The sequence below is a fragment of the Luteibacter yeojuensis genome, assembly GCF_011742875.1.
GTDB classification, from domain to species: domain Bacteria; phylum Pseudomonadota; class Gammaproteobacteria; order Xanthomonadales; family Rhodanobacteraceae; genus Luteibacter; species Luteibacter yeojuensis.
The window spans coordinates 1,644,109-1,658,176 of record NZ_JAAQTL010000001.1 but is presented as its reverse complement, the minus strand read 5'-3'; the positions used below and the strand labels follow the sequence as shown (position 1 = coordinate 1,658,176).

Here is a 14,068-nt window from a genome sequence, read left to right as displayed (position 1 = left end):
ATCCCAGGTTTTCCTTGGGTAGAAACCAACATGCAGGCTGGCAAGGGCAAGGTCGTCTCGTTCCATTATTCCCTCACCGTGGACGGCGAGAAGGTCGAAAGCTCCATCGACGGCGGCGAGCCGCTGTGGATCCTGCTCGGCCACGGCCAGCTGATCCCGGGCCTGGAAGCCGGCCTCGAGGGCAAGTCGGTCGGCGACACGTTCGATGTCGAGATCGCCCCGGAGCAGGGCTACGGCCAGCGCCAGGAGGGCATGACCCAGCGCGTGCCGAAGAAGTACTTCCCGCAGCAGGGCAAGGGCCTGAAGGTCGGCGACAGCACGGTGCTCTCGCTGAAGGAAGGCGGCAACCGCGTCGTGGTCGTGCAGAAGATCGGTTCCAGCGTGGTCGACATCGACCTCAACCATCCGATGGCCGGCAAGACCCTCAACTTCCACGTGGACGTGCAGAGCGTGCGCGATGCCTCGGAAGAAGAAATCGCCCACGGCCACGCCCACCCGAACGGCGACGGCGCGCACTGAGCCGTCGTCCCTGTCCGATGCTGGAAAAGGAACGGCGCCCGCAGGCGCCGTTCTTCGTTCTCGCGGGGGGGAATCGGCCTCAGACGACCGCTTCGCCGTTCACCGAGATCTCGACGTCGATATTGCCGCGGGTGGCGTGCGAGTAAGGGCAGACCTTCTCGTGCGCGGTCCGGACAATGTTCTTCGCCGTCTCGGCGTCCACGCCGGGGAGGCTGACTTCCAGCTTCGCGCGGATGCCGAAACCGGAATCCTCGCGCGGGCCGATGCCTATGCTGCTGGCGACCGAGGCGCCGTCGACCTTGACCTTTTCCTGGCCCGCCACGAAGCGCACGGCACCTTCGAAGCACGCCGCATAACCGACCGCGAAGAGCTGCTCGGGATTCGTGCCGCCACCGTTGCCGCCCATGTCCTTCGGGAGGCGCAGGTCGACCTTGATCTGGCCGTCGTCGGTTTCACCATGGCCTTCGCGGCCGCCGGCGACCTTGGCGTGCGCGGTGTAGAGGACCTTCTGCAGCTTCGAGATGTTGCTCATTTCGGATGTCCTTGGATCAGGGGATAAGTCAATTCAGAACGCGCCGTCCGTAGGCGAAGTTCTCTTTCCAGTAGGCACCGTCCAGATCGTCCAAGCGTACCGTACCGCCCGAGTTGGGCGCGTGCACGAAACGGCCTTTCCCGACATAGACGCCTACGTGGGTGATATGGCCGCGACCGAAGAAGACAAGGTCGCCGCTGGCCAGTTCGTCCTCGCGGATCTTGGGCTTGTCGAGCGCGGCCATTTCGGCCGACGTGCGCGGCAGGCGCAAGCCCGTCGAGGTCATGTAGATGTAATTGATGAGCCCGCTGCAGTCGAATCCGCCCTGGGGTGTGTTGCCGCCCCAGCGGTAGGGCGTGCCGACCAGGCCGATGGCGCGGAACAGGACGTCGTTGGCGGCATCGGCCGGCGGCGCGGCCGCGGGTGCCATCGACCAGTTCAGGTTCTTCGCGATCGGCACCGCGGAGGCGGGGTTGCGCCGCTGCGACGAGGAAGGCTTGTGCGGGGCGCTGCCGCAAGCGGCGAGGAGGATCGCCGTCGCCGTCACGGCCAGCGTTCCGAGGCCGGTCCGGAGGCGGGGGCGGTGCTTGGCTGGGATCATCGTGCGTTTCCCTGTCGACGTCGGGCGCAACGAGGGTAGCAAATCAATAGGTTGCAAGGAATACCTGTCAAATCGCACGAATTTACTCATCCGGCGGGGCTAGAATGCGCGGATGGACAGATCCCGAAGCGACGTGCTGATCATGGGAGGCGGCGTGATCGGCCTGGCCTGCGCGCTGTACCTGCTGAAAGCCGGGGCCAGTGTGCGGGTGCTGGAACAGGGCTTCCCCGGCAGCGGCAGCTCCCACGGCAACTGCGGCACCGTCACGCCGAGCCATGCGGCCCCGCTGACCATGCCGGGCATGGTCGGCACCGCCTTGCGTTCGCTGCTGCGGCGCGACGCGCCGCTCTACGTGAATCCCCGGGCGGATGCCGCACGGGCGCGCTGGCTCCTCGGTTTCGCCCGGCACTGCAACTGGCGCGATTTCCAGCGCGCCGGCGCGGCGCGCGGCGCGATCCTCGCGCGCTCGCGCGCCCTCCTGGACGATCTCGTGGCGGGCGAGGGATTGCGCTGCGAGTTCGAAGCCGTGGGCGAACTCTACGTGTACCGGCAGCCGCGAACGTTCCAGGCCGATCGCCCGCACGTGGACCTGCTGCGCGGACTCGGCATGGACGTGCGCGAACTGGACGGCGACGAGGTGTTGGCGCTCGAGCCCGGCCTGCGCGATGGCGTGGCCGGAGCCCTCCTGCATCCCGGCGACGCGCGATTGCGCCCCGACCGCTTCGTCGCCGAACTCGCACGACGCGTGCGCGAGCTCGGCGGCGCCATCGAAACCGGCGCGCGGATCGACGAATTCGTCCTCGACGGCGCGAGGATCAGCCACGTGCGCACCACCGGCGGCGTCTTCAGCGGCGAACGCGTCGTGATGGCCTTGGGTGCCTGGTCGCCTCTGGTCGGCCGCTTGCTTGGTATCCGCCTTCCGATGCAGCCGGGCAAGGGCTATTCCCTGACGTGGGAACAGCCGCCCGAACACCCGCCGCATCATTCGCTGGTGCTGCGCGAGGCGGCGGTCTGCGTGACGCCGTGGCAATCGGGCTATCGCCTCGGCAGCACCATGGAATTCTCCGGTTTCGAGGAAGGCCTGAACGACGTACGCATCGACGCATTGCGCCGCGGCGCGGCGGCCTACCTGCTCGAGCCGGAAGGCCGCGGCGAGGTCGTGCCCTGGTGGGGCTGGCGCCCGATGAGCGTGGACGAGGTGCCGATCATCGGTCCGAGCACACGCTGGTCCAACCTCGCCTACGCGACCGCGCACGGCATGCTCGGTATCAGCATGGCCGCCGCGACCGGCGAATTGCTGGCCAGCCTGCTCGCGGGTCCGGCGCCGGTGCTAGACCCGCAACCCTATTCCCCTGCACGATTCAATCTTTGACTGGAGAGACGCATGACCGTGGAAACCTTCGACCTCATCGTGATCGGCGGCGGCTCCGGCGGGCTCGCCGCGGCGATTCGCGCGGCGAAACACGGCGCCAGGGTGGCTCTGCTGGAGCCGAAGGAACTCGGCGGCACCTGCGTCAACGTCGGTTGCGTGCCGAAAAAGGCGATGTGGTACGCGGCCCAGATGGCCGAAGCGCAGTACATCGCGGTCGACTACGGTTTCCACGACACCCCGGGCAGCCTCGACTGGCCGCGCTTCATCGAACGCCGTGACGAATACGTCGAGCGCATCCGCGGCAAGTACGCCCAGACCCTCGACGGCCTGCACATCACGCACATCCGCGAGACCGGCCGCTTCCTTGCGCCCGACCGCATCCAGGCGGGTTCGCGCGAGTTGACCGCGCCGCACGTCGTCATCGCCACCGGGTCCTCCCCGAACAGGCTCGACAAGCCCGGGTTCGAACGGGGCATCACCTCGGACGACTTCTTCGCGTTGCGCGCCTGCCCGCGCCGCGCGGCGATCGTCGGCGGCGGCTATATCGCGGTCGAACTCGCCGGCGTGTTGCGCGCGCTGGGCTGCGACGTGGACATGTTCGTGCGCGGCCGCCTGATGGGAGGCTTCGACGAGGAAATGGCGTTCGGCCTTGGCGAGGAGATGCGCAAGCACGGCATCAACATCAATTACGGTTGCCAGATCGAGGCGGTGCACGAGAAGGACGGCGTGCTGCTGCTCGACTGCGACCGCGGCGACCATCCCGGTCCATACGACGTGCTCGTCTGGGCGGTCGGTCGCAGTTCGAACACGGCCTCCCTCGACATCGGGCGGATCGGCCTGCGCACCGGCGAGTACGGGCACGTGGAAATCGACGATTACCAGAACACCAACGTGCCGGGCGTTTACGCCGTGGGCGACGTGACCCAGCGCATGCAGCTCACGCCGGTGGCGGTCGCGGCCGGGCGCAAGCTCGCCGATCGCCTGTTCGGCGGCAAGCCGGAAGCGAAGCTCGATTACCAGAACATCCCCAGCGTGGTGTTCTCGCACCCGCCATTGGGCACGATCGGCATGTCCGAACAGCAGGCGCGCGAGGCGTACGGCGCGGAGGTGCACCTTTACAAGCAGTCCTTCATTCCCATGCAGCTGGCGCTGGCTCACCGGCCGATGACGACGCTGTTCAAGCTGATCTGTGTCGGCGACGATTCGCGCATCGTGGGGATGCAGATGTTCGGCCCCGGCGTGGACGAGATCCTCCAGGGCTTCGCCGTGGCCATCAAGATGGGCGCCACGAAGGGTGACCTCGACGCCACGCTGGCCGTCCATCCCACGGCGGCGGAGGAGATGGTGCTGATGGGGGATCGGGTGCCCGGATGAGCGGTACACTGCGCCCATGAGCCCGTATACCCTGCATCGCGGCAGCGCGCCGCTCCTCATCAGCCTGCCGCACAACGGCAGCGCCATTCCGGACGAGCTGGCGGCGCGCATGAAGCGTCCCGCGCGCCGCTCGCCCGACACCGACTGGCACGTGGCGGAGCTCTACGACTTCGCGCGCGACATGGGCGCCAGCGTGATCCGCCCCTTCGCCTCGCGCTACGTGGTGGACCTGAACCGCCCGGCGGACGGCCATGCCCTGTATCCGGGCAAGAGCGAGACCGGCCTGGTGCCGACCATCCTCTTCAGCGGCGAGGCCATCTACCGACCGGGTGCCGAGCCCGACGCCGATGAGATCGCCGATCGCGTGAAGCGCTGGTGGAAACCCTACCATCGCGCCCTCGCCGACGAACTGAACCGGCTGCGGAAGGAGCACGGGCGCGCGGTGCTATGGGAAGGGCATTCGATCCGCAGCCATGTTCCCATGCTGTTCGAAGGCCGCCTGCCGGACTTCAACATCGGCACGGCCGACGGGGCGAGCTGCTCGCCGGAACTCCAGTCGCGCCTGGCGTCGCTGCTGGAAGCGCAGGCCGATTACACCCACGCCGTGAACGGCCGCTTCAAGGGCGGCTACATCACGCGCAACTACGGCAAGCCGGAGCAGGGCATCGACGCCGTGCAGCTGGAGCTCGCCCAGGTCAACTACATGGACGAGGACTCGTTCGAATACCTGCCGGCGAAGGCGGCGAACGTGCAGCTGCTGATAGGCGAGATGCTGAAAACCTGCCTGGAACATGCGCGCTCGGCGTAGGAGCCGCTATAGCGGCGAGGGCAATCCGCGTCGCCGCTTCATTGGCTTCTCGCCGCTATAGCGGCTCCTGCACAAGGGCCGCCACGCATTTCAGTTCGATCGCGATCGGCGTCGGCAGGGCGTTGACCTCCACGGTCGTCCGGCACGCATCCACCCCCGCGAACGCTTCCGCATACAGGCGGTTGTACGCCGCGAAATCGTGGGCCATGTCGGTCAGGTACACGGTGACGTCGACAAGATCCTCGAAGCGGGCGCCGCTGGCTTCGAGCACCGTGCGCACGTTGGCGAAAACCTGCCGGCACTGCGCCTCGATGTCGTAGGAGAGCAGGTTGCCCTGCGCATCCGTCACGTTTCCCGGGATCGCGTTCGTGGCCGGGTCGCGCGGACCGATGCCGGAGAGGAACAGCAGCTGCCCCACGCGGCGGGCATGCGGGTAGGCCCCGACGGGAGCGGGTGCGCCTTCGACGCGGATGATCTCATTGGCCATGGTCGATGCAGATGTTCCTGGCTTCGGTGAAGAAACGCATGGCCTCGAAACCGCCTTCGCGGCCCACGCCGGATTGTTTCGTGCCGCCGAACGGCGTGCGCAGGTCGCGCAGCATCCAGCAGTTGACCCAGACGATGCCGAAGTCCAGTTTCGCGGCGAAGCGGTGCGCACGCGACACGTCGCGCGTCCACACCGAGGCCGCCAGGCCGTAGGGCGTGCCGTTCGCGATGGCGAGGGCTTCGTCCTCGGTGTCGAAGGGAATGAGCGTGACGACCGGGCCGAAGATCTCTTCCTGGTTGGTCGCCGTGCCGGGCGCCAGCCCCTCGATCACCGTGGGTTCGATGAACCATCCTCCGGCACAGCGTCCGTCGAGTTCGACCCGGCCGCCTCCCGTGAGGATCCTGCCTCCTTCCGCGCGGGCGCGCTCGATGCAGCCGCTGACCTTGTCGAAGTGGGCCCGCGACACGAGCGCGCCGAGATGGTTGTCGGCGTCCAGCGGATCGCCCACGCGCAAGGCGCGCACGCGCTGGAGGTAGGCGTCGCGGAAGCGCTCGTAGATGGAGCGCTGCACGAGCAGGCGCGAGCCGCAGAGGCAGATCTCGCCCTGGTTCGCGAATCCCGAGCGGACGATCGTCGCCATCGCGGTATCGTCGAAATCGAAATCGCCGAAGACGATGGCGGGATTCTTGCCGCCGAGCTCCAGGGACACCTTCTTGAGACGAGGCGCGGCGGCCGCGGCGATCGCGGTGCCCGTACGCGTGCTGCCGGTGAAGGAGATGGCCTTGACCTCCTCGTGCGTGACGATGGCTTCGCCCACGGCGGGGCCCGTGCCGTGCACGATGTTCAGGACGCCAGGCGGGAAGCCCGCTTCGTCGGCCAGGGTGCCGAGCAGCCACGCCGTATACGGCGTGACCTCCGATGGCTTCGCGACCACCGTGTTACCCGCGGCGAGCGCGGGCGCGATCTTCCAGGTGAAGAGGTAGAGCGGCAGGTTCCACGGGCTGATGCAGCCCACCACGCCGAGCGGCAGGCGCAACGTGTAATTGATGGCGCCCTGTTCCATCGCGTGCGACTCACCGCTCCACTGTCCCGCCGCGGCGGCGAAGAAGCGCAGGTTGGCGATCGCGCGTGGGATATCGAGCGATCGGGCGAGGGCGAGCGGTTTGCCGCTGTCCTGCGACTCGGCGGCTGCGAAGGATTCCAGCCGGGCCTCGACGGCGTCCGCCAGGCGCTGCAGGCAGCGGGCGCGGCTTTCGGCGGGAAGCTTTCCCCAGGCCGCCGCGGCACGCGAAGCAGCGGCGACGGCCGCCGCCACGTCATCCGCGCCGGAATCGGGGCAGCGGGCGAACGGCCGTCCGACGGCCGGGTCGACCACGTCGAGATAGCCGCCGCCAAGCGGCGCGCAGGCTTTGCCGTCGATGAGGTTGGCGAAGACCAGCATGGCCGTCTCAGTTCAGCGCGCGGGTGCGCCCGCCGTCGATGGCGATGCTGGTGCCGTTGACGTAACCGGCGGCGGGACTGGCGAGGAAGGCCACCATCGCGGCGATTTCCGCGGGTTCGGCGAAGCGTCCCGCGGGCACGCTCGCGAGGAGGCCCTTTTCCACTTCCTCGCGCGTGCGGCCGGCCTTCACGCTGGCCTCCACGAGTGCCTCGAGGCGAGGGGTGCGCGTATAGCCCGGCAGGATGTTGTTCACGGTGATGCCGTCCGCGGCAACCTCACCCGCGAGCGTCTTCGCCCAGCCGGCCATGGCGGCCCGGGTGGTGTTGGACACGCCCAGGTTGGGGATCGGTTCCTTCACCGAGGTGGAGATGATGTTCACGATGCGGCCATAGCGAGCCTCGCGCATGCCTGGCAGGCAGGCCTGGGCGAGTACCTGCGCGGCGATCACGTGCTGACGGTAGGCGGCAAGGAAGGCGTCGGGTTCGGCGCTCCAGACGGGCCCGGGCGGCGGGCCGCCGCTGTTGTTCACCAGCACGTGGACGGCATGGTCGCCCACGATTTCCGCCACCGCGGCGGCGAGCGCGGCGGTATCGAGCATATCGACGGCGACATGGCGATGCTTCTGGCCCGGATGACCCGCCGGGAGTTCGGCGGCGAGCGCCGCGAGTGCATCGGCGGAACGGGAAAGCAGGGTCAGGCTGGCGCCGAGTTCGGCGAGTTCGAAAGCCGTGGCGCGGCCCAGGCCCTGCGAGGCACCGCAGACGAGCGCGTGACGACCGGTGAGACGAAGATCCATGAGGCCCCCGGGGGATGGGCGGTCAGCCCTGTTTCATTGCCCACCACTGTATCGCCATTGCCACGAACCAGCACGGCCAGGCGAGCCACGGTGCCAGCCGCCACAGGCGCTGCCAGCGGTTCAGGTCGTCGTCGTTGAACAGCGCCGGCGCGTCGGAACGCAGCACGCGGCGCACGCGCAGCCAGTTCGCCGTGCCGTTGGGCCGGCCGGTATCGGCCTCCACGATGGTTTTCCACTGGTCGGGGTAGCGCTTGCGCAGCAGCGCGGTGAAGCGCCACTGCGCGACGAAGTGCAGTATGAAGAAGGCGACCGCGCCCAGGAGGAGCAGGAGGTAGAGGTAGACCGCGGTCTGCATGGGGATCAGCTGCCTTTCTCTTTGTCTTTGCCGGTGTCCTTCTTTTCCGGATCCTCGCCCAGCAGGTCGGTGGCGACCACGCTGCGGATCGTCGAAATGACACCATTACCCTGCTGCGCCTTCGAGCATACGGCGTTGTTGATCGCTTTCCTGTAGGTGTCGTTCTGCATGCCGACGAACAGCACGCCGTCCGGGCCGTGGGAAATCTTGAAGCTGCCGGCGGGATTCATCTTCACCGGGGCCTCGGCGGAGAACGTCGTGGGCGATTGTTCCCAGTACGTCTGGCCTTGTTGCTGCTTCGCCGAGGAATAGACCACGAGGTAGCGCGCCTTGTCGTCCACGACTTTGAACTTGCCGAAGGCGCCGGTGGTCTCGCTCGTCCAGCCGATGTATTCGCAGAGCTGGATGTCCTCCGAATGCAACGGCTGGAAGGCGTCGTCCAGCAGTACCACCGTGGGTGCGAAGAGGTAGCTGGAACTCAGCCAGCGGCCGTTGAGTTCCGATTTCATCGCGATGGTGTACGGCAGGTGCGCTCCTTGCGGCAGGCGGAACGCGAGGAAGTAGCTGCGGTCGCCGTTGAGGCTGGCCACCGGGCTTTCCTTGTTCAGCTCGAAGCGCTGCGGCTGCCACGGCAGCATGTCCTGGAAGGACAGGTCGGCGAAGCTGCCGCAGCAGGGGCTGGCGTCCTCGAGCGTCTTCCGCGCGATGTCGATCGTGTTCGTCGGATTCTCCGGAGGACGGAGGTTCGGCGGCACGATGGAGCGGCAGGCGCCCAGCGCCACGAGGACGAGGGCGAGGAGCAGCGGGCGGAGCAGGGAAGGGGGCATCATGATTTCTTTCTATCGCTAGAAGTCGGCACTCCCTGCCGCACGGGGATAAGGGATGGCGTCGCGGATGTTGGCCAGGCCGCAGACGTAGACCAGCAGGCGCTCGAAACCCAGGCCGAAACCGGCGTGGGGCACCGTGCCGTAGCGGCGCAGGTCGCGATACCAGTCGTAGGTGGTCTTGTCGAGGTGGAACTGGTCCATGCGCCGGTCGAGGTAGTCGAGACGCTCCTCGCGCTGCGAGCCGCCGATGATCTCTCCGATGCCCGGCGCGAGCACGTCCATGGCGGCGACGGTCTTCCCGTCGTCGTTCAGACGCATGTAGAACGCCTTGATTTGTTCGGGATAGTTCATGACGACCACAGGGCGGCCGATATGTTCCTCGGCAAGGTAGCGCTCGTGCTCGGTCTGCAGGTCGACGCCCCAGGCCACGGCGTGCTCGAAGGTCTTGCCCGACTTCTGCAGGATCGACACCGCCTCGGTGTAGTCGATGCGCTCGAACGGCTTGGCGATGAAGGCTTCCAGGCGCGAGACGGCATCCGGTTGCACGCGCTCGGCGAAGAACGCCATGTCGTCCGGCCGTTCGTCGAGCACGGCCTTGAAGATGCCTTTGAGGAACGCCTCGGAGAGGTCGGCGATGTCGTTGAGATCGGCGAAGGCGACTTCGGGCTCCACCATCCAGAACTCGGCCAGGTGGCGCGTGGTGTTCGAGTTTTCGGCGCGGAAGGTGGGGCCGAACGTGTACACCTTGCTCATCGCGAGGGCGTAGCCCTCCACGTTGAGCTGGCCGGACACGGTGAGGAAGGCTTCGCGGCCGAAGAAATCCTTGCGGAAATCGATGGCGCCCTTCTCGTCGCGCGGCAGGTTGGCGAGGTCCAGCGTGGACAGGCGGAACATGTCGCCCGCGCCCTCGGCATCGGACGTGGTGATGATCGGCGTATTGATCCAGAAGAAGCCGCGCTCGGTCAGGAGGCGGTGGATCGCCGTCATCATCGTGTGGCGGACGCGGGTGACGGCGCCGAACAGATTCGTGCGCGGACGCAGGTGGGCGACCTCGCGCAGGAACTCCATGGAGTGCTGCTTCGGCTGGATCGGGTAGGTGAGCGGGTTCTCGACGAAGCCGGTGACCTCGATGCGGGTGGCCTGGATCTCGAAGGCCTGGCCCTTGCCCTGGGAGGGCACCAGCTTGCCGGTGGCGATGACGCCGGCGCCGGCGGAGAGCCGCTTCACTTCGGTCTCATAATTGGGGAGATCGGCGGTGGCGACCACCTGGATAGGGGCGAAGCAGGAACCGTCGCTCACGTTCACGAACGAGAGTCCACCCTTGGACTCGCGCAGGGTGCGCACCCAGCCGCGGACCGTGACTTCCTTTTCGCCTGCGGCCGTGCCGCCGGCGAGGGCCTGCTTGACGCTTACCACCGTCATCGATTGAAACTCCGGAAAAGGCGCCGCATGTAGGCGCGTAGGACGCGACCCTACATGATAATGTAAGGTCCGCGTGAACGGCACCGCTCCCCGATATACCACGGCCAGAAAACGTTTTCATGATACAGATCACTCCCGCCGCCTCCGACCGCATGCGCGCCTTCCTGGCCCGATCCCCCGGGGCCGCGGGCGTGCGCTTCGCCGTAAAACGCATGGGCTGCTCGGGTTTCGGCTATGTCGTGGACCTGGCCGGCGACATCGCCGAGGACGATCGCGTGCTCGATATCGACGGCATCCGCGTCGTCGTGGATCCTAAGAGCCTGCCCCTGGTGGACGGCACCCTGATCGACTTCCAGCGCCAGGGCTTGAACGCCTCGTTCGTCTTCCACAACCCCAATGCCACGGGCGAATGCGGGTGCGGCGAGAGCTTTACGGTCGCTTAGCGACCCTGTGGGAGCCGCTATAGCGGCGAGAAGCCCACGAAGCGATGACGCGGGAAGGTGGATTCCCATCGAAGTCAAGCAGCGATGAGGCGATGGGACAGGTTTCTCTCGCCGCTATAGCGGCTCCTACGGAGCTGTCCCTCTTGCCCTAACCCCTCGTTTCTCCTTACAATGCGCGGCTGGCCCTCCCCAAGGAGGGTCTTCTTGCCTCACCGCTCCGCGCGGGAGGCTGCCATCCCCGTGAAGGGGTGCATCCACAAGGAGCCACCATGCGTCATTATGAAGTCGTGTTCCTGGTCCATCCGGACCAGAGCGAACAGGTGCCCGCCATGATCGAGCGTTACAAGACGCTGATCGAAGGCGACAACGGCAAGATCCACCGCCTCGAAGACTGGGGCCGCCGCCAGCTGGCCTACCCGATCGAGAACCTCGCCAAGGCTCACTACGTGATGCTGAACATCGAGGTTTCGCAGAACGCCCTGAACGAGCTCGAGACGGGCTTCCGCTTCAACGACGCCGTCCTGCGCCACCTCGTGATCCGTCGCGACGAAGCCGACACCGAGCAGTCCTTCATCCTCAAGAGCAAGGAAAAGGACGAGCAGAAGGGTTCGCGCCGCCGTGACGACGACAGCGACGGCGACGACCGCCGTGGCGGTCGCGACAACGACAACGATCGCGACAGCGACGACTAATCGGGGATCACAGCCATGTCCAAGTTTTTCCGCCGCCGCAAGTTCTGCCGCTTCACCGCCGAGGGCGTGAAGGAGATCGATTACAAGGATCTCAACACGCTCCGCCAGTACGTCACGGAGAACGGCAAGATCGTCCCGAGCCGCATCACCGGCACGAAGGCCCGCTACCAGCGCCAGCTGGCGACCGCGATCAAGCGCGCCCGCTTCCTGTCGCTGCTGCCGTACACCGATAACCACGACGTCTGATCCTCGCCGCTCTTCCCGTTCGCGGGGAGGGCGCCCGATGAAAGACACTCGGACAACCACAATGGCTGCACGGGTGCCATCCCGTGCTAACGAAAGGAACAAACCATGGAACTCATCCTCCTCGAGAAGGTGAAGAACCTCGGCAACCTCGGCGACAAGGTCAACGTCAAGCCGGGTTACGGCCGTAACTTCCTCCTCCCGACCGGCAAGGCCGCTCGCGCCACCGCCGACAACATCGCCGCGTTCGAAGCCCGCCGCGCCGAGTACGAAGCCAAGGCCAAGGAGCAGCTCTCCGGTGCCGAGGGTCGTTCGGCGAAGCTGGAAGGCGCCGAGGTCACGATCGAAGTGAACGCCTCGCCGGAAGGCAAGCTGTTCGGCTCGGTCACCCCGCGCGACGTCGCCGAGGCCCTCACGGCCAAGGGTCTGGAAGTGGACAAGAGCGAAGTGATCCAGGCCGAAGGCCCGTTCCGCAACACCGGCGAGTACGAGGTCGTCATCGTCCTCCACGCCGACGTGCAGCAGACGGTCAAGGTCAAGGTCATCGGCGCGTAAGCTCCGTCCGACCTGCGATACCCGACGGGCGCCGCGAGGCGCCCGTCTTCGTTTCCGGATCTGCGCACAACTTATCCACAGACTTATCCTCTCAACGGGTGAGACAGGTCCGCGTATGATCCCCTCACGGCCTGCCGTTTCGGCCCCGGCGCCGCCCGCAACACGAGGTAATCCATGTCCTTCAATCCAGAGCGAAGCGAGCGCGGCGACCGCAAGCGCCGGCGCGAGCCCTCCGCCATCGACGCGCTGCGTATCCCGCCGCACTCCATCGAGGCCGAGCAGGCCGTGCTCGGCGGCCTGATGCTCTCGCCGGATTCGCTGGACAAGGTGGCCGACAAGCTCAGCGACGACGACTTCTACCGCCGCGACCACCGCCTCATCTGGCGCGCCATCAACGAGCTGGCGACCAAGGGCATGCCCTGCGATGCGATCACGCTCGGCGACTGGTTCATCGCCAACGACATGGCCGAGATGGTCGGTGGCGCCACCTACCTCATGGAACTGGCGAACTCCACGCCCAGCGCCGCGAACATCGCGGCCTACGGCGACATCGTTCGCGAGAAGTCCGTGCTGCGCCAGTTGATCGACGCCGGCACGTCGATCACCGAGGACGGCTTCCGCCCCGAGGGCAAGAGCGTCCAGGAAGTGATGGAACTGGCCGAGCAGCGCGTGTTCCGCATCGCGGAATCCGGCGCGCGCGGCAAGAAGGACATCGTGTCGGTCCGCGAGGCCACGGCCGAGGCGTTCCGCATGCTGACCGAGCGCTACGAGAAGCGCGGCCAGCTCACCGGTCTATCCACCGGCTTCACCGACCTGGACGAGCTTACCTCGGGCCTGCAGCCGTCCGACCTGATCATCATCGCCGCGCGTCCCTCGATGGGTAAGACGGCGTTCGCGCTCAACCTCGCCGAGGCCGCCGCCATGCGCGGCAAGAAGGCGGTGGCGGTGTTCTCGATGGAAATGTCGGCGTCGCAGCTGGCCTTCCGACTCATTTCCTCGCTCGGCCGCGTACACGCGCAACACCTGCGTAACGGCGACCTGGCGGAAGAGGACTGGCCGCGCGTCACCTCCGCGATCACCATGCTGTCCGACGCGAAGATCTTCATCGACGACACGCCCGCGATGTCGCCCGTGGAAATGCGCTCGCGCGCGCGTCGCCTGCAGCGTGAACACGGCCTGGGCATGATCGTGATCGACTACCTGCAGCTCATGCAGGTACCCGGCAACTCCGAGAACCGCGCCACGGAAATCTCGGAGATCTCCCGAGGCCTGAAGGCGCTGGCGAAGGAACTCAACGTGCCGGTCATCGCGCTGTCGCAGCTGAACCGCTCGCTGGAACAACGCGCCGACAAGCGCCCGATGATGTCCGACCTGCGCGAATCCGGCGCTATCGAGCAGGACGCCGACGTGATCATGTTCATCTACCGCGACGAGTACTACAACAAGGAATCCGCGGACAAGGGCCTCGCCGAGATCATCATCGGCAAGCAGCGTAACGGCCCTACCGACACCGTGAAACTGGCCTTCCTCGGCCACTACACGAAGTTCGAGAACTGGGCACCGGACTCATATGTAGGCAGCTTCGACTAGGCGGCGTAACC

The 14,068-nt window shown here is 66.7% G+C and carries 17 protein-coding genes; 9 read left to right on the top strand and 8 right to left on the bottom strand.

From position 1 onward, the window contains the following. The first annotated feature begins 30 nt into the window (after positions 1 to 30). Entirely contained in the window at positions 31 to 519 is a 489-nt protein-coding gene (locus HBF32_RS07555) for an FKBP-type peptidyl-prolyl cis-trans isomerase (RefSeq protein WP_166699067.1), read from the top strand. A 79-nt stretch (positions 520 to 598) separates the two neighbouring features. Here the strand turns inward: HBF32_RS07555 and HBF32_RS07550 are convergent, their stop codons facing one another. Next, positions 599 to 1,051 (bottom strand): organic hydroperoxide resistance protein, encoded by a 453-nt coding sequence (locus HBF32_RS07550; RefSeq protein ID WP_166699066.1) that lies wholly within the window; start codon positions 1,049 to 1,051, stop codon positions 599 to 601. A gap of 28 nt (positions 1,052 to 1,079) precedes the next feature. Next, entirely contained in the window at positions 1,080 to 1,652 is a 573-nt protein-coding gene (locus HBF32_RS07545; protein WP_166699065.1) for a C40 family peptidase, read from the bottom strand. 112 nt (positions 1,653 to 1,764) lie between these two features. Between HBF32_RS07545 and HBF32_RS07540 the strand changes: the two genes are divergently transcribed. From HBF32_RS07540 to hutG, 3 genes are read left to right on the top strand one after another with little or no spacing between them, the layout of a single operon-like run. Then, positions 1,765 to 3,024, top strand: a complete 1,260-nt coding sequence (locus tag HBF32_RS07540) for an NAD(P)/FAD-dependent oxidoreductase (RefSeq protein ID WP_166699064.1) — start codon at positions 1,765 to 1,767, stop codon at positions 3,022 to 3,024. Between the two features lie 12 nt (positions 3,025 to 3,036). Next, complete coding sequence (gorA, locus tag HBF32_RS07535) at positions 3,037 to 4,398, top strand: glutathione-disulfide reductase (protein WP_193570338.1); 1,362 nt, start codon at positions 3,037 to 3,039, stop codon at positions 4,396 to 4,398. A 16-nt stretch (positions 4,399 to 4,414) separates the two neighbouring features. Continuing rightward, entirely contained in the window at positions 4,415 to 5,206 is a 792-nt protein-coding gene (hutG, locus tag HBF32_RS07530; protein ID WP_166699063.1) for an N-formylglutamate deformylase, read from the top strand. A 55-nt stretch (positions 5,207 to 5,261) separates the two neighbouring features. Here the strand turns inward: hutG and HBF32_RS07525 are convergent, their stop codons facing one another. Genes HBF32_RS07525 through asnS form a run of 6 tightly spaced genes read right to left on the bottom strand, consistent with a single transcriptional unit; the run spans position 5,262 to position 10,534 of the window. Next, positions 5,262 to 5,693 (bottom strand): RidA family protein, encoded by a 432-nt coding sequence (locus HBF32_RS07525; RefSeq protein ID WP_166699062.1) that lies wholly within the window; start codon positions 5,691 to 5,693, stop codon positions 5,262 to 5,264. Continuing rightward, positions 5,683 to 7,134, bottom strand: a complete 1,452-nt coding sequence (locus HBF32_RS07520; RefSeq protein WP_166699061.1) for an aldehyde dehydrogenase — start codon at positions 7,132 to 7,134, stop codon at positions 5,683 to 5,685. Before HBF32_RS07520 ends, HBF32_RS07525 begins: the two co-directional genes overlap by 11 nt. A 7-nt stretch (positions 7,135 to 7,141) precedes the next feature. Beyond that, positions 7,142 to 7,930: an SDR family oxidoreductase gene (locus HBF32_RS07515; protein ID WP_166699060.1), complete on the bottom strand. Its 789-nt coding sequence runs from the start codon at positions 7,928 to 7,930 to the stop codon at positions 7,142 to 7,144. A 22-nt stretch (positions 7,931 to 7,952) separates the two neighbouring features. Continuing rightward, positions 7,953 to 8,285 (bottom strand): hypothetical protein, encoded by a 333-nt coding sequence (locus tag HBF32_RS07510; protein WP_166699059.1) that lies wholly within the window; start codon positions 8,283 to 8,285, stop codon positions 7,953 to 7,955. A 5-nt stretch (positions 8,286 to 8,290) separates the two neighbouring features. Beyond that, entirely contained in the window at positions 8,291 to 9,115 is an 825-nt protein-coding gene (locus HBF32_RS07505; protein WP_338039745.1) for a MalM family protein, read from the bottom strand. A 15-nt stretch (positions 9,116 to 9,130) separates the two neighbouring features. Beyond that, positions 9,131 to 10,534, bottom strand: a complete 1,404-nt coding sequence (gene asnS, locus HBF32_RS07500) for an asparagine--tRNA ligase (protein WP_166699058.1) — start codon at positions 10,532 to 10,534, stop codon at positions 9,131 to 9,133. A 119-nt stretch (positions 10,535 to 10,653) separates the two neighbouring features. Between asnS and HBF32_RS07495 the strand changes: the two genes are divergently transcribed. From HBF32_RS07495 to HBF32_RS07475, 5 genes are all read left to right on the top strand, one after another. Then, the gene (locus HBF32_RS07495; protein WP_166699057.1) at positions 10,654 to 10,977 is read left to right on the top strand and encodes a HesB/IscA family protein; all 324 of its coding nucleotides are present in this window, start codon (positions 10,654 to 10,656) and stop codon (positions 10,975 to 10,977) included. A 269-nt stretch (positions 10,978 to 11,246) separates the two neighbouring features. Then, complete coding sequence (gene rpsF, locus HBF32_RS07490; RefSeq protein WP_166699056.1) at positions 11,247 to 11,669, top strand: 30S ribosomal protein S6; 423 nt, start codon at positions 11,247 to 11,249, stop codon at positions 11,667 to 11,669. Positions 11,670 to 11,684: 15 nt separating this feature from the next. Beyond that, the gene (gene rpsR, locus HBF32_RS07485) at positions 11,685 to 11,915 is read left to right on the top strand and encodes a 30S ribosomal protein S18 (protein WP_029214018.1); all 231 of its coding nucleotides are present in this window, start codon (positions 11,685 to 11,687) and stop codon (positions 11,913 to 11,915) included. Between the two features lie 105 nt (positions 11,916 to 12,020). After that, a complete protein-coding gene (gene rplI, locus HBF32_RS07480; RefSeq protein ID WP_166699055.1) occupies positions 12,021 to 12,467 on the top strand; it encodes a 50S ribosomal protein L9 in 447 nt (148 codons plus the stop codon). 174 nt (positions 12,468 to 12,641) lie between these two features. Next, positions 12,642 to 14,057, top strand: coding sequence for a replicative DNA helicase (locus HBF32_RS07475; protein ID WP_166699054.1), 1,416 nt, complete (start codon positions 12,642 to 12,644; stop codon positions 14,055 to 14,057). The last annotated feature ends 11 nt before the right edge of the window (positions 14,058 to 14,068 follow it).